The organism is Vibrio sp. Vb1018, assembly GCF_033338775.1.
GTDB lineage: Bacteria > Pseudomonadota > Gammaproteobacteria > Enterobacterales > Vibrionaceae > Vibrio > Vibrio alginolyticus.
In genome coordinates, this window is sequence record NZ_JAWOTI010000025.1 from 20,668 (window position 1) to 38,201 (window position 17,534).

Consider the following 17,534-nt stretch of genomic DNA (forward strand, 5'->3'; position numbering starts at 1 on the left):
AGCAACAAGTGCTAATGTATCAAAATGTTACATTAAGGAATAATCGACAGATTCATGGAATAAATAAGATTTTTACGAATAATACAAAATCATCAAAAATTTGCGGAGGATATCGATGTTTTACGCAGAGGGATTAAAAGAGAAGAATCACAGGCAATAAAAAAGGCCGCCGAAGCGACCTTTCTAACAATCATATAAAGTGCTTACTTCACACGACCTACGTATTCAGCAGTACGAGTATCTACGCGAATCACTTCACCAATTGAGATGAACAGAGGAACACGAACAACAGCGCCAGTTGATAGCGTCGCTGGTTTACCGCCAGTACCTTGAGTATCACCTTTCAGGCCTGGATCTGTGTCTACAACTTCTAGCTCAACGAAGTTTGGTGGAGTAACAGTAATTGGGTTACCGTTCCAAAGAGTGATCATACAAGTGTTGTTTTCTACCAACCACTTAGCGTTTTCACCTACCGCTTTTGCATCCGCTGCGATCTGTTCAAACGTTTCACTGTTCATAAAGTGGTAGAATTCGCCGTCTGAATATAGATAATCTAGGTCGATATCCATTACGTCTGCCACTTCACAAGTGTCACCAGACTTGAATGTTTTCTCTAGCACTTTACCAGAAAGAAGTTTACGAATTTTAACACGGTTGAACGCTTGGCCTTTACCTGGTTTAACGTATTCGTTTTCCAGAATTACACAAGGCTCGTTATCAAGCATTAACTTAAGACCGCCTTTAAATTCATTGGTGCTAACTGTAGCCATTTTTTCCTCTTACATTCTTAGAGCTAAATTCAATGCCGCACATAATAACCCGAAAAGTCGAATCTGTTGAGCAAAACTGGCTCAAACAGTTGGCGAATGGGATCTCTGATCCTGCAAAATTGCTCGAAATACTGGAAATTGATCCTTCACCGTGGCAAGACGGGTTTGCCGCGCGCAAGCTGTTTGCACAGCGTGTACCGCAAAGTTTTGTCGATAGGATGGAGAAAGGCAACCCTAAAGACCCTCTTTTACGTCAGGTTTTACCACTGAGCGACGAATTTGAGGTGCATCCGGGTTACTCCAATGATCCATTGGAAGAGCAGGACAATGAAGTCCCTGGCCTGCTACACAAGTATCGCAACCGCGCCCTGATGATTGTCAAAGGTGGCTGCGCGGTAAATTGCCGTTACTGCTTTCGTCGTCACTTCCCTTATCAAGAGAACAAAAGCGGGAAACAAGCATGGACCAAGTGCTTAGAGTACATGGCTCAACAACCAGAGTTGAACGAAGTCATCTTCTCAGGTGGTGATCCATTAATGGCAAAAGACGATGAGATTCATTGGCTTTTAGAGCACATTGCTCATATTCCTCACATCAAACGTCTGCGTATTCATAGCCGTTTACCTGTGGTGATTCCAGCTCGAGTCACTGATGAACTATGCCAACTTCTGCAAGCATCAAGGTTACAAATCATCCTCGTCACTCACATCAACCATGCCAACGAAATCAATGACGAATTTGCTGAACAGATGTTCAAGCTCAAAAGAGCGGGCGTTACGCTTCTAAACCAAGGCGTTCTGCTGAAAGGCGTGAATGATTCGGTAGAAGCTCAAGTGGCGTTAAGTGAGGCCTTATTTGACGCGGGTATCTTGCCTTATTACCTCCACGTTCTTGATAAGGTGCAAGGCGCAGCGCACTACTTTATTTCGGACGAAGAAGCGAAAGCTATTATGCGCGGACTCATCACGCGTGTATCGGGTTATCTGGTACCAAAACTCACACGAGAAGTTGGTGGCAGGCCAAGTAAAACGCCGTTGGATTTGCATTTAGAATAAGCTCTGACACTCAATTAAATTTGTCGTCTAGATTGATTATTTTTGTTCGCTTTGCACGGTAAGTCTATGCATACTCCGCACTTTTGGAGGTCAAGATGCATACAGCATTCGAACAAATTTTCGATCTTGGCCCATTCAGTTGGCCTGCCCTACTATGCTGCGCCATTAATGGGCTCATGATCGGTATAGAGCGCCAAACTCGTGGTAAACCGGTTGGCATTCGCACAGCAATATTAATTATTTCAGGCACCTACCTGTTTATGTCGATGGCAGTGTCGTTATCGCCAAATACACTTGATCAAGCACGAGTGCTTGGTCAGATCATTACTGGCGTCGGCTTCTTAGGCGCTGGCGTTATGATGACACTTGATGGAAAAATCCATGGCGTAACATCCGCGGCTGTAATATGGGTGCTAGCAGGTTTAGGTTTGATGATAGGTTTGGGTTATTTAACGCAGTCGGTGGTTATTACTCTCCTGACATTAACCGTGTTGTTAGGTGTGGATAAAGCAGAAAACCACATCAAAGCATTACGCCGCGGTGTTCATCAAAGAATTCAACAACGCAAAACTTCATCACGATTAATTAAATAGTTAACGCTCCGAGAAACTCGCTTCATCTCATCAGCAATTAAAGAGCCCTCGACGAACATCGAGGGCTTTCTGTATATAAAGATTCTGACTTTCTCAGGGATTACTTAGCAAAGTTGATGAGTGGGAAACACTTGAAGAAACCGTTATCCGCACAGTTCAAAAGACCAATTTGCACACCATCGATTTGATCGGTCATGTTGAAGAAACCAAACTGGAAATTAGACTTCTTAGAGATACTCGCTAAGCCCACATCCGCCATGGTGTAGCCTTCAGAATAGTTCACCGCGCTCCAGTTCAAGCCTTTTACGTTGTTCGTAATGTTAACAGCACCCAAGTTAACACCCGTCGTCTGACCTTGGTTCCAGTTAACTAAGCCTAAAGACGCGCCTTTCATTTCTTGATTTACTTTTGCTGCGCCAAAAAACAGACCGAAGTTCACACCTGTCGTACGATCCGTTTCTGACATACCAAGCAGTGAAAAGTCGACACCTTTAACCTCATTTACCTGCCCATGCAACACAGCTAAACGAACGCCACCTACTGAAGAATTAGAGGGTGCGTTTGTGTTATCGATAGTAGAGAACATCACAGGTGTACTGTCGGCAAAAGCAACAGGTGATGCGATAGCGGCTGCAACCGCCAATGACGTCATAAGCTTTTTCATTTTCATCTCCATGATGGGAAGCAACAATTTACAACATAGTGTAATGTTCAGATTTTGCTCTGTCCCCGTTCAAAAAGTGTTAGCAATAGGTCAGATTTAACCATCTGACTCAAAAGAAAAAATATTTCTCTTCGATTTTTTGCTTCTGAAATGGCGCTTTTTACGCTCAAAAATTTCATGATAAGCCACACCAGAACGTCATGTTTCTCAGGTGACACGCATAAAAAAGTCGAGGCATCTGCCTCGACTTTTAAGGGTTTGGTCGGTTATCTTTCCGCTATAAGGTTTCCCTAGAGCGATGAGATAAGCTGGCTTACATCATGCCGCCCATACCGCCCATGCCACCCATGCCGCCCATGTCAGGCATCGCTGGCGCGTCTTTTTGCGGTAGGTCAGTAACCATCGCTTCAGTTGTGATCATCAGACCTGCAACCGATGCTGCGAATTGTAGTGCAGAACGAGTAACTTTAGTTGGATCTAGGATACCCATTTCTAGCATGTCGCCGTATTCGCCTGTTGCCGCGTTGTAACCGTAGCTACCTTCACCCGCTTTCACGTTGTTCGCAACAACTGAGTCTTCCTCACCTGCGTTCTTCGTGATTTGACGGATTGGCGCTTCCATTGCACGTAGTGCAACGCGGATACCAACGTTTTGTTCTTCGTTGTCACCCGTTAGGTGAGCAATCTTAGATGCCGCGCGGATAAGTGCAACACCACCACCAGCAACAACACCTTCTTCAACCGCTGCGCGAGTTGCGGCTAGCGCATCTTCTACACGGTCTTTCTTCTCTTTCATTTCAACTTCAGTCGCAGCACCAACTTTGATTACTGCAACACCGCCAGCCAGTTTAGCTACGCGCTCTTGTAGTTTCTCTTTGTCGTAGTCTGAAGTTGCGTCTTCGATTTGTTGACGAATCTGAGCAACACGGCCAGAGATCATCTCTTCTTCACCGATACCATCGATGATAGTCGTGTTTTCTTTCGTGATAGAAACACGCTTCGCTTGACCTAGATCTTCTAGTGCAACTTTTTCTAGCTCTAGACCGATCTCTTCAGAAATCACAGTACCGCCAGTTAGGATAGCGATGTCTTGTAGCATTGCTTTACGACGGTCACCGAAGCCAGGTGCTTTCACAGCTGCAACTTTTACGATGCCACGCATGTTGTTCACAACCAATGTTGCTAGCGCTTCGCCTTCCACATCTTCTGCAATGATAAGCAGTGGACGAGATGCTTTCGCGACAGCTTCTAGCGTTGGAAGAAGCTCACGAATGTTTGAGATCTTCTTGTCTACTAGAAGAATGAATGGGTTTTCTAGATCAACACTGCCTGATTCTTGGTTGTTGATGAAGTAAGGAGACAGGTAACCGCGGTCGAACTGCATACCTTCTACTACGTCTAACTCGTCTTGTAGCGCCTGACCTTCTTCAACCGTGATAACGCCATCACGACCCACACGCTCCATTGCTTCTGCAATGATATTACCTACGCTTGCGTCTGAGTTTGCAGAGATAGTACCAACCTGCGCGATCGCTTTTGTGTCGTTACATTCAACAGAAAGCTCTTTTAGTTGCTCAACTGCCGCGGCAACAGCTTTGTCGATACCACGCTTAAGATCCATTGGGTTCATGCCCGCTGCGACTGCTTTTAGACCTTCGTTAACGATAGATTGTGCTAGTACCGTTGCTGTTGTTGTACCGTCACCCGCTGCGTCGTTTGCTTTAGACGCAACTTCTTTAACCATTTGTGCGCCCATGTTCTGGAATTTATCTTCCAGCTCGATTTCACGCGCTACTGATACACCATCTTTAGTGATAGTTGGTGCACCAAAAGATTTGTCTAGAACGACATTACGTCCTTTAGGACCCAGTGTTACTTTTACTGCGTCAGCCAGAACGTTTACACCTTCCAGCATTTTAACTCGTGCGTCATTACCAAATTTAACGTCTTTAGCAGCCATCTTTGATTTCCTTTCTAAAATTCTTTGTGTGTAATTTCGTAATTGAATCTGAGCAAAAAATTACTCAATGATTGCTATTATTCAACGATCGCCATGATGTCGTTTTCAGACATGACAAGCACTTCTTTACCGTCGATTTTTTCAGTTTTTGTACCGTAACCTTCAGCGAAGATAACGGTATCACCGACTTTAACGTCTAGTGGCAGTACGGTGCCGTTTTCTAGGATGCGGCCTTTACCCACAGCTAGAACAACACCGCGAGTCGATTTTTCTGCAGCAGAACCAGTCAGAACGATGCCACCAGCAGACTTAGATTCAACTTCTTTACGTTCAACGATAACTCGGTCATGTAATGGACGAATGTTCATCGGTCGTCTCTCCTGAAAATTTCCATGTTTATTTGATAATTGTCCTTAGGGATTGTAGCCCCAGACACGTGATCCCTATATAAGGGGTCGAAGCAGCGATCCCAAGGGGGTGGCACAAAATTTTTGTGACTTAGTTAAAATAACGAACAACTAGGCAACGGTTTGCGTTAGAAATGCTCACTCGCTCGGCATCTCGCTTTCTTGTATCCTTGCAGTTTGCTCACCAGATAGTTGTCACACATGCAGGAAAATAACAAGCTGGAACCCCAAGCGACCGATAAGCATGGTTTGTTGACCGCACCCATTCCTGAAACGCTGCGGAAAATGACCGTACCCATGACCATGGGCATGATCGCAATTTTGATGTTTAACTTGGTGGACACGTTTTTTATCTCGTTGCTTGGCACTCAAGCGCTAGCGGCTATCAGCTATACCTTTCCTGTAACCTTTGCGGTTAACTGCATTACGATGGGGATTGGGATGGGACTATCGACCAATATTGGTCGCTTGCTTGGGCAAGGTCATGCACCACAAGCTGCTCGGTTCACCACCCACGGTTTGTTGTTAGCCGTGTTACTTGTGGCTATCGCGTCTTCTATTGGCTTTACCACCATTGCGCCATTGTTTCGTTTTCTTGGTGCGTCTGATGATCTCATCCCTCTTATTGAGCAATATATGCAGGTCTGGTATCTCACCATTCCTCTGCTAGTTATCCCAATGGCGGGCAACAGTGCTATCCGAGCTACTGGCGACACAAAAACACCAGCAAAAGTCATGATGTTGGCTGGTTTGATTAATGGCATGCTCGATCCATTGTTGATTTTCGGTTATGGCCCTTTTCCGGAACTTGGCATTCAAGGCGCAGCCATAGCAAGTGCCTTTAGCTGGTTAGGTGCTTTGTGTGGCTCATTCTATGTGCTAATTAAACGGGAAAAATTGCTTGCTCAACCCCAATGGGCTTTGCTGAAACAAGACTGGCAACAGACACTAAAAATTGGTACCCCTGCAGCGCTATCAAACGCGATGAATCCGTTGTCCGGTGCCATTCTGATGATGCTGTTATCCAACCACGGTACGGCGGCGGTTGCTGCTTACGGCGCAGCGCAGCGTATTGAGTCCATATTGATTTTAGTATTGATGTCGCTGACCTCTGCCCTCACACCGTTTATGGCACAAAATTTAGGAGCCAAACAACCGCAACGAGCCTTTTCCGGTTTATTTATTAGCATGCGTTTTGCAGTGGTATTCCAAGGGTTTATCTTCTTGATGATGGTACCGCTGAGCATTCCTCTGGCTGCGCTATTTTCTCAGGAAGATGCTGTGAAAAACCTGCTTTGGCATTATTTACTGGTGGTGCCATTTAGTTATGGCTTCCAAGGCATCGTAATGATGTTAGTCAGTGGTTTGAATGCGATGCACAAGCCATTGCGTGCATTCCAGTGGAGCTTTATGCGGCTGTTCATTTTTACCTTGCCATCGGCGTGGATCGGGAGCCAAATCTACAGTATTGAAGGCTTGTTTATCGGTATCGCGGTTGGAAATACGTTAGGTGGGCTACTGGGCTACTTGTTTGCGCTGCGCGAGCGCAAATTAACGCTCATAGAACAGAGCAGCGTGTCTTAACACTCGTCTATCACTAGTTTCTTTTTGTTGATTCTCAAATACAAAAAAACCGCGGAAAGCCGCGGTTTTGTTTATCTATTTCAAGCTTGCTTAGAACAACTCTTCAGCAACTTTGTATAGATCGTTGCGTACTGGACGCTTCATGTTTTCGATTGCGTCGATGATATCGTGGTGAACAAGTTGCTCTTTCACGATACCTACACAACGACCACCATGACCTTCGATCAATAGGTGAACAGCGTAGTTACCCATACGAGATGCTAGTACGCGGTCAAATGCAGTTGGACGACCACCACGTTGGATGTGACCAAGTACTGTTGCACGAGTTTCACGACCTGTCGCGGCTTCGATGTCACGTGCTAGTTCATTAGCATCCATCATTAGCTCAGTAAGCGCGATGATCGCGTGTTTCTTACCTTTAGCGATACCATCTTGGATGTTGCTGATCAGCTTGTCTTTGTCTAGACCAGTTTCCGGAGTGATGATGTATTCACAACCGCCCGCAATTGCAGACATCAGAGTCAAATCACCACAGTGACGGCCCATGATTTCTACAATTGAAATGCGTTGGTGAGATGAAGAAGTATCACGTAGACGGTCGATTGCATCGATAACGGTGTTTAGTGCACTTAGGTAGCCCACAGTGTAATCCGTACCTGCGATATCGTTGTCGATTGTGCCCGGAAGACCGATACATGGGTAACCCATTTCAGTCAGTTTCTTCGCACCCATGTACGAACCATCACCACCGATTACCACTAGTGCATCGATACCATGTTTTTTCAGGTTCTCAATCGCTTTTTCACGAACTTCCACTTGTTTAAATTCAGGGAAACGTGCAGAACCTAGGAACGTACCACCTTTGTTGATCACATCTGAAACGCTAGAACGATCTAGCTTCTCGATGCGGCCTTCGTATAGGCCTAGGTAGCCGTCGTACACACCGAATACTTCCAATCCTTCGGATAGTGCTGTACGTACTACGCCGCGTATCGCAGCGTTCATACCAGGTGCGTCACCGCCACTTGTTAAAACACCGATCTTCTTAATCATGCTCACCCTCGATCTTTGGCAATCAATTATTTAATTTTCTTTTAGGCCCCTTGTTACCAAGCAACCTGCATAATCCAGAACTGTGCGTTATGTTACATTTCCTCTACAGGATTACCAATGAAAACGCACTTTTTTATGTAACTTTTCTACTTATGTAAGAGTATTACAGTTTCTCTATGAAACTTTGTTGATTCATATCAGGATCACGAATCTTAATAAGTATTGATGGAAAGATAGTCAATAAGTACCTGTTTGTCGTCGGGCACTGATGGATTTTTCAAGCCTACCAATGTTGCGCTTTTTGCTCTTTCTCTGGTCCGAAAACGACAGACAATGGATCTTGATGGATCAATACGTCCGCATCAGGAAAAAGAGCCAATAAATTATCTTCCACTTTATCAGCGATGTAATGCGCCTCAATTAATCGTAAGTTATCGTCTAGCTCTAAATGCAACTGTATAAAGCGCGTCGGTCCGGACATTCGCGTGCGTAACTGATGCACACCCAATACCCCTTTTACGCTCAAACAAGCTTGGTTAATTTGCTCAAGTTCTTCATCGGGCAACTTTCTATCAAGTAAGGTTTGAATCGCTTCGCTGACCATTTTGAAAGCGCTATAAAGAATGAAGACACCAATACCAATCGCAAACACAGCATCCGCTTGAGTCACTCCAAAATAACTGAGCCCCAGAGCCACCATGATCGCAGCATTCATATACAAGTCAGTCTGATAATGCAGAGAATCCGCCGCTATTGCTTGGCTCCCCGTCACGCGAACCACATGTTTTTGGAACATCACCAAGCCAAGTGTGACCACAATCGCAAACAGCGATACATACACACCTAACTCCGGTGCGTGTAAAGCATGTGGGCGGAAAAATCGGTCAATCCCGTTAAGAATCAAAAATACTGCCGAGCCCGAAATAAACATTGCTTGGGCTAGGGCCGCTAAGGACTCAGCTTTACCATGTCCAAACGTATGTTCGCGGTCTGCCGGTTGTAAGGCGTAACGAACCACCACAAGATTCACAACCGAAGCCGCGATATCTAACATGGAGTCAATCAATGACGCCAATAAGCTCACTGAGCCGGTTACCCACCACGTGATGACTTTTACTATCAGAAGAAGCGTCGCCACAATGGTTGCAGTCCAAGCGGCGGTCGTAACTAAACGTGCGTATTGCTGTTTCATAATCAAAGAGTTAACTAAAACCATACGTTGAGTATATTGAATGACCATGAAATAACCAGATCAAAAAGAGGCAACCAATGGCTGCCTCTTTATATAACATCAATTCATGACTTAATTATTGCGCGACTTTTCCATGCGCTTGTGCATTCTGTCGCCACACTCTTGCATACGTTCATTTTGTAGCTCAACAAATTTCGCTTTCTGCTCAGGTGTTAATACGCTAAGCATTTGGTGCTTTCTTTCTAGCATTTGCACGCGACGTTCCGTTTGGCGCTCAACCATCTCTTTTGCTAATTCGCTAGCTTGAGCTTCATCAAAGTTATCCGCCAGCAAAAGCGATTGTACTTTTGCGTGATGCGCTTGACGCTCAGCCATACGTGCTTCTTTGCCATCAGCGAATTTTGCTTTCATTTCTGCTTTGTTTGCTTCACGCATTTCTTTTAGCTGATCTTTTTGTGCATCAGTCAGGTCTAGTTGACGCATGACACCTCGGTCCATACCCATGCCGCATTCGTCACGAGGACCTTTATGATGGTTTTTACCACCGTAAGCGAATGCGCTTGCGGCGCCAAGAGTAAGAGGTAGAACAACAGCAGCTAACACAAGTTTTTTTGCAGACTTCATAATACGATTCCTTACACAGGTGAGTGGTTCTTCTGAGCTGTTCTCACAGCGCTTGAGTATAGAATACGACCCGCTAGGTAAAGCGACGTATAGGAAGCGTAAAGAATCGTAAAGAGTGATTTTTCTCCTCTTCGTTGCGCATCATTCCAATGTAATATTAGGCTATCGGTAACTTACTATAGGTGCCCCCATGGCAAACATTCTTTTAATCGATGACGATATCGAGCTAACTAGCTTATTAAAAGAAGTACTCAGTTTCGAAGGGTTTGAGGTCAGCGAAGCAAATGACGGTGAAGCCGGCTTAGCCGCGATCAATGATAAGATTGATTTGATTTTGTTGGATGTCATGATGCCAAAACTCAATGGCATGGAAACGCTGAAACGCTTACGTGAAAATTGGGAAACTCCCGTCTTGATGCTGACCGCTAAAGGGGAAGAAATTGATCGCGTGATCGGCTTGGAACTGGGCGCGGATGATTATTTACCAAAACCTTTTAGTGACCGAGAGCTGTTAGCGCGAATCCGCGCGATTTTACGCCGCACTAGCAGCACACAAAAAAATACCAAAAACAGCGATTGCATTGAGTATCAAGAAATCCGCCTCTATCCCGGTAAGCAAGAAGCGTATTGTGAGCAACAGTTGCTCGATCTCACGGCAACCGAGTTTGCGCTACTCACCCACTTCGTACAAAACCCAGGACAAGTGCTGACCAAAGAGACACTGAGCTTAGATGTGCTTGGTAAACGACTCGCTGCTTTTGATCGCGCTATCGATATGCATGTCTCGAACTTACGTAAAAAATTACCAGATCAAAGCAATGGCAAGCCGCGAATCAAAACCCTGCGTGGTCGTGGCTACATGCTGCTTGAGGAGGATTAATGCACCTATCACGCATCAAACTGCCAAACATCAATAGCCTGTATGGACGCATCTTTGCCATTTTTTGGTTCACCATGTTATTAGTATTGATAGCCGTGCTATCACTGCCACATTTGGACCCACGCAAAGCTCGCGATATTCCAGAAGAACACTACAAACGTATGGTAGAAACGCGTGACTCAATCCAACAAAAATACAGCCAGCAAACTGATTTAGGCCGCATACTTTTTCGTATCGAGGGCAACCGCCACGGCAAGCACGACCCTCGCCCACGAGTGTTTTTTTCTGACTACAGCGGTAATGTTCTTACGACAGAAAAACGCAGCAATTTTCAATTGCGTGCCATGCAAAACTTTGTCACCAGTATCGAAGATTACAATAATCCAAAGCAGAAGCTGTATGGTCGATACATGATTGCGGGCCCAATTCCTATCACTTTGGCAGATTCCGATATCTTGATGTACGTGGGCTTCAAGTGGAATGAGCCACCACCTCTACTCCTGCGTCTGTTTGATCACCCATTCCAGCTCTTGCTTGCGGTCATGCTGGTTAGTACACCATTGCTGTTATGGCTTGCTTGGGCTTTGAGTCAACCAGCACGTCGTCTTGAAGCCGCTGCTCAACGTGTGGCGAAAGGTGAATTTGTCACAGACCCAAATTTAGAAAAAGGCACGGCGGAGTTTCGTCAAGCAGGTAGCAGCTTCAACCAGATGGTCGAAGCGGTTAATCAGATGATTTCAGGACAACAACGTTTGCTATCCGATATCTCTCACGAGCTGCGCTCACCTTTAACTCGTCTGCGCATGGCAAGCGCATTAGCGACGCGTAAACAAGGCGAAAGCCCAGAACTGACTCGTATCGATACCGAAGCGCAGCGCTTGGAACAGATGATCAGCGAACTACTAGAGCTTTCTCGCATGCAGGCGAACAGTCATATGACTCGCGAAACACAGCCATTAGAAAGTTTATGGGAAGAGATCATTAAAGATGCGCAGTTTGAAGCAGAGCAAATGGGCAAACAGCTACACTATTCAGAATTACCTAAGCGCAATATTTCCGGTAACCCTAAACTGCTGATGAGTGCGGTGGAAAATATCGTTCGTAACGCCATTTACTACGGAAAAGATGAGGTACAAATCGACATCAAAGCCGATGACGATACGCTTCGTATCACGGTTGACGATAATGGAGAAGGTGTACCAGAAGAGGAACTGGCCGCGATTTTTCGCCCGTTCTATCGCGTTTCCACGGCACGCGATCGCCACTCTGGCGGCACAGGTCTCGGCCTAACCATTACCGAAAGTGCCATTCGCCAGCACAGTGGCACGATCGCAGCCAGCCGAAGTCCTTTAGGCGGATTGCGTATGAGTATCACCTTACCGATCAATTGTTAGTCTCAATTTGATGAACTAACAATAATTCGCACCATATTTCTAGAGTGAGTGATTAACAGCCCCACCCTCACTTTAGAAATTGGTGAGGCTTCTTAGAATACCCTTACAAAGATCAAAGTTGATAATAATTATCGTTAGCATTAAAGTAAATTTTCCAATTAAGGAGGATTTACTATGTCACATACATTTCCCGCTCTGCCTTACCCGTACGATTCACTAGAGCCGTACATCGACGCGAAAACCATGGAAGTGCATTACAGCAAACACCACAAGACGTACTTTGATAAGTTTGTAAATGCCGTTGAAGGGAGCGAGCTCGAAACTCAGTCATTAGACGAGATCTTTGACAATATCTCTAAGCTCAGTCCAGCAGTACGTAATAATGGTGGCGGCTATTACAACCACATCATTTATTGGAATTGCATGTCACCAAACGGTGGCGGAGAGCCTCAAGGCGCGCTTGCTCAAGCAATTAACGATAAATTTGGTAGCTTTGCGCAATTTAAAGAGGCGTTTGCCCAAGCTGCCATCAATACCTTTGGGTCTGGCTTTGCATGGCTGATCGTAAAAGATGGTGAGATTCACATTACGTCCACCAGTAATCAAGACAACCCTCTGATGGACGTAGTGGATGTGCGCGGTGAACCAATCCTCGCATTAGACGTATGGGAGCACGCGTATTACATCAGTTACCAAAACCGTCGCCCAGAATATATTGATGCGTGGTGGAACGTCGTCAACTGGCGAGCAGTTGAAGAAAATTATGCTCACGCTCTCTTATAAAGAGCATCGATACTTACGGTATTAACATCCGCGCTAATGCCTGCTTTCATACCCAGGTCAATTTTGCTGAATCTCGCATCTCTCGGTGACTTGGGTATATACTGCCCCTCTCTTTGACCAACTCTATTTCAATACCATGTTTGATATCGCTTTATACGAACCAGAAATCGCGCCGAACACCGGCAACATCATTCGACTATGCGCCAACTGCGGTGCAAACCTTCACTTAATTGAACCTCTGGGTTTCGATCTTGAAGAGAAAAAAGTCCGCCGCGCTGGTTTGGATTACCATGATTTAGCTCGCGTAACGCGTCATAAAAACTATCAAGCGTTCTTAGAATATTTAGAGAAAGAGAAGCAAGGTAACTACCGATTGTTTGCCTGCACCACCAAAACCACAGGTCACCACGTTGACGCACAATACCAAACGGGTGATGTTTTGATGTTTGGTCCAGAAACTCGTGGTTTGCCTGCTGAAATCATCGATAGCTTGCCAATGGAGCAGCGTATTCGTATTCCAATGATGCCAGATGCGCGCAGCCTAAACCTTTCGAATGCCGTTGCGATCATTGCTTTTGAAGCATGGCGTCAAATGGGCTTTGAAGGCGCATTGTAAGCAGCACGAATTCCAAATACAGAAAAGGGCGCTTGGTGCGCCCTTTTGTTTTCTTTACTATCTAACTCAATCAGTTGAGCTTGTTGCGATCATCATCGTCTTTACGCTCGTATTCCCCTTCGAAGGTCTTGCCATTATCTGACTGGGAATCAAATGGGTCACGACGGAACGGGTCTTGCTCAAATGGCCCCTGGTTAGAGAAACCACCTTGGAAGCCACCGCCATGCATGGTTTTCACCACCATTTTGCTCATCAAGTATTTAGCTATCGCGGCGCGTGGCGCAGGAAGCAACACCAACATACCAAGGGCATCGGTCATAAAGCCCGGGGTTAACAGTAGCACGCCAGCCACCGCTAGCATTACGCCTTCAAAAATTTGCTGGGCTGGAATTTCACCTTGTTCAAGACGCCCCTGTACTGACATCAGTGTTTGTATACCTTGGCTACGAACCAACGACGCACCAACAAATGCAGTGATTAAGACTAGTGCAATGGTCGGCCATAAACCTAAAAAGCCGCCCACCTGAATAAATAAGCCGATTTCAATGATCGGAACAAAAATAAACGCTAATAATAAGATAGGAAACACACGCCCTCCTTTGTTTAATTCAGTGTAATGGTAAAAGCAGACTAAGCTCAAACGAATCGTTGTAAAAAAGCGTGTTCATACTGGTCTCCTTCTTTTTTAGACAAAGTAGCGGGAGCGCGTTTCATTCAATTGCATACCGATTTTTTCGTGCTTTTAAAGTGCTAATTTCGAACTCTAAAAACTCATGTTTGTCGAGGAAAATCGAGTACCCATAAAGGGTTATTAATAACCCGTTCATACTTTGCAAATTATTGACTCATGAAAAACGAAAAAGGTGATCTAGTTACTATTTTTATGCGCTAGGTGCAGTATCATGTGCCACATAAGTCAGGACGGATTTTCCAGCCAAAAATTCTGATGAATGGATTCTAGATTGCAGAAATGGCTAATAAATAACTTTATTATCAGAATTATCATCTAAGGATCCTGCTATGGCTACCCTATCTGATGCTCCAAAAACAGCAAACCCAGCCACTCGTATTGAAGAAGATCTATTAGGTCAACGTCATGTCCCTGCAGATGCGTACTACGGTATTCATACGCTACGTGCGATCGAGAACTTCAACATCTCTAATATGACCATCTCTGACGTACCAGAATTTGTACGCGGCATGGTAATGACCAAAAAAGCAGCAGCGTTAGCAAACAAAGAACTTGGCGCTATTCCAAAAGACGTTGCAAACTACATCATCGAAGCGTGTGATTTGATCCTAGAAACTGGCAAGTGTATGGATCAGTTCCCATCAGACGTATTCCAAGGCGGTGCAGGCACTTCAGTTAACATGAACACGAACGAAGTGATCGCAAACGTCGCGCTTGAGTTGATGGGTAAAGAGAAAGGCCAATACGAATTTGTTAACCCAAATGACCATGTAAACAAGAGCCAATCAACCAACTGTGCGTACCCAACAGGTTTCCGTATTGCAGTATACAACAGCGTACACAAGCTAATGGAAGCAATTGAGTACCTAAAAGGCGCATTCGAACTTAAAGCCGTTGAGTTTAAAGATGTACTGAAAATGGGCCGTACTCAGCTTCAAGACGCAGTACCAATGACAGTAGGTCAAGAGTTCCATGCGTGGGCGGTAACACTAAACGAAGAGATTCGTGCTCTAGATTACACATCTAAACTCCTCCTAGAAATCAACCTAGGCGCAACCGCAATCGGTACTGGTCTAAATACACCAACTGGCTACCAAGCGCTTGCAGTAAAACACCTAGCGGAAGTAACAGGCCTTGACGTTGTTGCAGCAGAAGACCTTATCGAAGCAACGTCTGACTGTGGTGCATACGTAATGACTCACGGCGCGCTAAAACGCCTAGCAGTGAAACTATCGAAGATCTGTAACGACCTTCGTCTACTTTCTTCTGGTCCTCGTGCGGGTCTAAATGAATTGAACCTACCTGAAATGCAAGCAGGCTCTTCAATCATGCCAGCTAAAGTAAACCCAGTTATCCCAGAAGTAGTAAACCAAGTTTGCTTCAAAGTTCTCGGTAACGACAACACGGTTTCTTTCGCAGCAGAAGGCGGTCAGCTACAGCTAAACGTTATGGAACCTGTGATCGCACAAAGTGTGTTTGAGTCTATCTCTCTACTACACAACGCGTGTGTGAACCTACGTGATAAATGTATCGACGGCATCACTGTGAACAAAGAAGTTTGCGAAAACTACGTTTACAACTCTATCGGTATCGTCACTTACCTAAACCCATACATCGGCCACCACGAAGGTGACATCGTAGGTAAAATTTGTGCAGAAACTGGTAAGAGTGTTCGTGAAGTCGTGCTAGAGCGCGGTCTGCTTACAGCAGAGGAGCTTGATGAAATCTTGTCAGTAGAAAACTTCATGCATCCTACTTACAAAGCAAAACGTTACGAGTAATAACGAATCCGAAGGGGGCCACTCAGGCCCCTTTTTTAGGCTCTCATACGGTTAACCACATTTTTTATATGCTTTTATTGCCGCTAAACCACTAGGTTCTCATTCTCTGAGCATTTACTCCTGTTCCTGAGTGTTCAAAAAATCAGAATCAAATAAAAAACTAAAGAGGTATCAATATGGTCATGGTCGAACTCTTCGTGGTTCTGCTCTTCATCTATTTGGGGGCAAGAATCGGTGGTATCGGCATTGGTTTTGCCGGTGGTGCTGGGGTCATTGCGTTGTCTTTGATCTTGGGCGTACCAACAAGCCAAGCTTACATTCCCGTTGACGTAATTTTGATCATCATGTCTGTAATCACCGCTATCGCAGCAATGCAGGTAGCGGGTGGTTTAGACTGGATGGTGCAAGTTGCTGAAAACTTTTTGCGCAAGCATCCTGAGCGCATCACCTTTTATGCGCCTATCGTAACTTACCTAATGACATTAATGGCGGGTACTGGCCACACGGCATTCTCTACTTTGCCAGTGATTGCAGAAGTAGCGAAAGGCCAAGGCGTACGCCCTTCTCGTCCACTGTCTATCGCGGTCGTAGCATCGCAAATCGCTATCACCGCATCACCAATCTCAGCGGCTGTTGTAGCGTTCGCGGCAATGCTGCACCCATTTGGCGTTGACTACCTAACACTACTAGCAATCTGTATCCCAACGACGTTCATCGCGTGCATGATCGGTGCGTTCGTGGCGAACTTCATGGGCTGTGAGCTAAAAGACGATGCTGAATACCAAGAGCGTCTAGAAAAAGGCTTAATCAAGCTAAATACAGAAGCAAAACGCGAAATCCTACCAACAGCGAAGAAAGCAACATTCATCTTCCTAGGCGCAATCGCATTTGTCGTGTGTTACGCAGCAGCAATTTCTGGCTCTGTTGGCCTTATCGAGAACCCTGCTCTAGGTCGTAACGAAGCTATCATGACGGTAATGCTAGCAGCTGCGGCAGCTATCGTAATGAGCTGTAAAATCGATGCTGGCAAAATCCCAGCAGCAGCAACATTCCGCTCTGGTATGACAGCATGTGTGTGTGTTCTTGGTGTGGCATGGCTAGGTTCTACGTTCGTTAACGCGCACGTTGACGGCATCAAAGAAGTTGCGGGTGCGCTACTAGCAGACTACCCATGGATGCTAGCACTCGTTCTATTCTTCGCTTCAATGCTGCTTTACTCACAAGGTGCAACCACTGTTGCGCTGATGCCAGCAGCACTTGCTATCGGTGTGGCACCACTTACCGCAGTTGCATCTTTCGCAGCAGTAAGTGCGCTATTCGTGCTGCCAACTTACCCAACGCTTCTAGCAGCGGTTGAGATGGACGACACGGGTTCAACTCGTATCGGTAAGTACGTATTCAACCACCCATTCTTTGTACCTGGTGTGGTAACCATCGCTTCTGCGGTAGCACTTGGCTTCGCATTCGGTGGTCTACTGATCTAGTAG

Annotated in this window: 17 protein-coding genes; 9 read left to right on the forward strand and 8 right to left on the reverse strand. The window is 45.5% G+C overall.

Annotation, left to right across the window (positions count from 1 at the left end; genetic code table 11):
- Positions 1-203: 203 nt before the first annotated feature.
- Complete coding sequence (efp, locus tag R7Z10_RS20490) at positions 204-770, reverse strand: elongation factor P (protein WP_005381500.1); 567 nt, start codon at positions 768-770, stop codon at positions 204-206.
- Between the two features lie 32 nt (positions 771-802).
- On the opposite strand from efp, the gene epmB reads away from it, so the two are divergent.
- Both epmB and R7Z10_RS20500 read left to right on the forward strand, forming a co-directional pair.
- Positions 803-1,825 carry an EF-P beta-lysylation protein EpmB gene (epmB, locus tag R7Z10_RS20495; protein WP_053307395.1) on the forward strand — a complete coding sequence of 341 codons (1,023 nt, stop codon included), beginning with the start codon at positions 803-805 and terminating at the stop codon, positions 1,823-1,825.
- 95 nt (positions 1,826-1,920) lie between these two features.
- Entirely contained in the window at positions 1,921-2,418 is a 498-nt protein-coding gene (locus R7Z10_RS20500) for an MgtC/SapB family protein (protein WP_005381504.1), read from the forward strand.
- A 100-nt stretch (positions 2,419-2,518) separates the two neighbouring features.
- Here R7Z10_RS20500 and R7Z10_RS20505 read toward each other — a convergent pair whose 3' ends face one another.
- The 3 genes from R7Z10_RS20505 to R7Z10_RS20515 form a co-directional block, all read right to left on the reverse strand.
- The gene (locus tag R7Z10_RS20505) at positions 2,519-3,082 is read right to left on the reverse strand and encodes a hypothetical protein (RefSeq protein ID WP_005381507.1); all 564 of its coding nucleotides are present in this window, start codon (positions 3,080-3,082) and stop codon (positions 2,519-2,521) included.
- A 313-nt stretch (positions 3,083-3,395) separates the two neighbouring features.
- On the reverse strand, positions 3,396-5,042 hold the full coding sequence (groL, locus tag R7Z10_RS20510) for a chaperonin GroEL (protein WP_005381509.1): 1,647 nt from the start codon (positions 5,040-5,042) through the stop codon (positions 3,396-3,398).
- Positions 5,043-5,119: 77 nt separating this feature from the next.
- Positions 5,120-5,410, reverse strand: coding sequence for a co-chaperone GroES (locus R7Z10_RS20515; protein ID WP_005381516.1), 291 nt, complete (start codon positions 5,408-5,410; stop codon positions 5,120-5,122).
- A gap of 240 nt (positions 5,411-5,650) precedes the next feature.
- Here R7Z10_RS20515 and R7Z10_RS20520 point away from each other — a divergent pair, with 240 nt between their 5' ends.
- A complete protein-coding gene (locus tag R7Z10_RS20520; RefSeq protein WP_017821828.1) occupies positions 5,651-7,033 on the forward strand; it encodes an MATE family efflux transporter in 1,383 nt (460 codons plus the stop codon).
- Between the two features lie 90 nt (positions 7,034-7,123).
- Here R7Z10_RS20520 and pfkA read toward each other — a convergent pair whose 3' ends face one another.
- From pfkA to R7Z10_RS20535, 3 genes are all read right to left on the reverse strand, one after another.
- On the reverse strand, positions 7,124-8,086 hold the full coding sequence (pfkA, locus tag R7Z10_RS20525; protein WP_005381521.1) for a 6-phosphofructokinase: 963 nt from the start codon (positions 8,084-8,086) through the stop codon (positions 7,124-7,126).
- Between the two features lie 283 nt (positions 8,087-8,369).
- The gene (fieF, locus tag R7Z10_RS20530) at positions 8,370-9,278 is read right to left on the reverse strand and encodes a CDF family cation-efflux transporter FieF (RefSeq protein ID WP_031781038.1); all 909 of its coding nucleotides are present in this window, start codon (positions 9,276-9,278) and stop codon (positions 8,370-8,372) included.
- Positions 9,279-9,389: 111 nt separating this feature from the next.
- Positions 9,390-9,902, reverse strand: a complete 513-nt coding sequence (locus R7Z10_RS20535) for a CpxP family protein (RefSeq protein WP_005386388.1) — start codon at positions 9,900-9,902, stop codon at positions 9,390-9,392.
- 190 nt (positions 9,903-10,092) lie between these two features.
- Here R7Z10_RS20535 and R7Z10_RS20540 point away from each other — a divergent pair, with 190 nt between their 5' ends.
- The 4 genes from R7Z10_RS20540 (at position 10,093) to trmL (ending at position 13,575) form a co-directional block, all read left to right on the forward strand.
- A complete protein-coding gene (locus R7Z10_RS20540) occupies positions 10,093-10,782 on the forward strand; it encodes a response regulator (protein ID WP_042523708.1) in 690 nt (229 codons plus the stop codon).
- Positions 10,782-12,176 carry an envelope stress sensor histidine kinase CpxA gene (cpxA, locus tag R7Z10_RS20545; RefSeq protein WP_318105811.1) on the forward strand — a complete coding sequence of 465 codons (1,395 nt, stop codon included), beginning with the start codon at positions 10,782-10,784 and terminating at the stop codon, positions 12,174-12,176. Before R7Z10_RS20540 ends, cpxA begins: the two co-directional genes overlap by 1 nt.
- 174 nt (positions 12,177-12,350) lie before the next feature.
- Positions 12,351-12,959, forward strand: coding sequence for a superoxide dismutase (locus R7Z10_RS20550; RefSeq protein WP_005382382.1), 609 nt, complete (start codon positions 12,351-12,353; stop codon positions 12,957-12,959).
- 136 nt (positions 12,960-13,095) lie between these two features.
- Entirely contained in the window at positions 13,096-13,575 is a 480-nt protein-coding gene (gene trmL, locus R7Z10_RS20555) for a tRNA (uridine(34)/cytosine(34)/5-carboxymethylaminomethyluridine(34)-2'-O)-methyltransferase TrmL (protein ID WP_025768811.1), read from the forward strand.
- A gap of 70 nt (positions 13,576-13,645) precedes the next feature.
- Here the strand turns inward: trmL and R7Z10_RS20560 are convergent, their stop codons facing one another.
- Positions 13,646-14,164: an FxsA family protein gene (locus R7Z10_RS20560; RefSeq protein WP_005386383.1), complete on the reverse strand. Its 519-nt coding sequence runs from the start codon at positions 14,162-14,164 to the stop codon at positions 13,646-13,648.
- A 431-nt stretch (positions 14,165-14,595) separates the two neighbouring features.
- On the opposite strand from R7Z10_RS20560, the gene aspA reads away from it, so the two are divergent.
- Both aspA and R7Z10_RS20570 read left to right on the forward strand, forming a co-directional pair.
- Positions 14,596-16,047, forward strand: a complete 1,452-nt coding sequence (aspA, locus tag R7Z10_RS20565) for an aspartate ammonia-lyase (protein ID WP_005382379.1) — start codon at positions 14,596-14,598, stop codon at positions 16,045-16,047.
- A gap of 176 nt (positions 16,048-16,223) precedes the next feature.
- Positions 16,224-17,531, forward strand: a complete 1,308-nt coding sequence (locus R7Z10_RS20570) for an anaerobic C4-dicarboxylate transporter (RefSeq protein ID WP_005382378.1) — start codon at positions 16,224-16,226, stop codon at positions 17,529-17,531.
- Positions 17,532-17,534: the final 3 nt, after the last annotated feature.

Coding starts and splice junctions, on each gene's coding strand:
- pfkA (WP_005381521.1), bottom strand. CDS start 8,086: ATGATTAAGAAGATCGGTGTTTTAACAAGTGGCGGTGACGCACCTGGT.
- groL (WP_005381509.1), bottom strand. CDS start 5,042: ATGGCTGCTAAAGACGTTAAATTTGGTAATGACGCACGAGTTAAAATG.
- aspA (WP_005382379.1), top strand. CDS start 14,596: ATGGCTACCCTATCTGATGCTCCAAAAACAGCAAACCCAGCCACTCGT.
- cpxA (WP_318105811.1), top strand. CDS start 10,782: ATGCACCTATCACGCATCAAACTGCCAAACATCAATAGCCTGTATGGA.
- R7Z10_RS20505 (WP_005381507.1), bottom strand. CDS start 3,082: ATGAAAAAGCTTATGACGTCATTGGCGGTTGCAGCCGCTATCGCATCA.
- R7Z10_RS20535 (WP_005386388.1), bottom strand. CDS start 9,902: ATGAAGTCTGCAAAAAAACTTGTGTTAGCTGCTGTTGTTCTACCTCTT.
- efp (WP_005381500.1), bottom strand. CDS start 770: ATGGCTACAGTTAGCACCAATGAATTTAAAGGCGGTCTTAAGTTAATG.
- R7Z10_RS20540 (WP_042523708.1), top strand. CDS start 10,093: ATGGCAAACATTCTTTTAATCGATGACGATATCGAGCTAACTAGCTTA.
- fieF (WP_031781038.1), bottom strand. CDS start 9,278: ATGAAACAGCAATACGCACGTTTAGTTACGACCGCCGCTTGGACTGCA.
- R7Z10_RS20520 (WP_017821828.1), top strand. CDS start 5,651: ATGCAGGAAAATAACAAGCTGGAACCCCAAGCGACCGATAAGCATGGT.
- epmB (WP_053307395.1), top strand. CDS start 803: ATGCCGCACATAATAACCCGAAAAGTCGAATCTGTTGAGCAAAACTGG.
- R7Z10_RS20515 (WP_005381516.1), bottom strand. CDS start 5,410: ATGAACATTCGTCCATTACATGACCGAGTTATCGTTGAACGTAAAGAA.
- R7Z10_RS20570 (WP_005382378.1), top strand. CDS start 16,224: ATGGTCATGGTCGAACTCTTCGTGGTTCTGCTCTTCATCTATTTGGGG.
- trmL (WP_025768811.1), top strand. CDS start 13,096: ATGTTTGATATCGCTTTATACGAACCAGAAATCGCGCCGAACACCGGC.
- R7Z10_RS20550 (WP_005382382.1), top strand. CDS start 12,351: ATGTCACATACATTTCCCGCTCTGCCTTACCCGTACGATTCACTAGAG.
- R7Z10_RS20500 (WP_005381504.1), top strand. CDS start 1,921: ATGCATACAGCATTCGAACAAATTTTCGATCTTGGCCCATTCAGTTGG.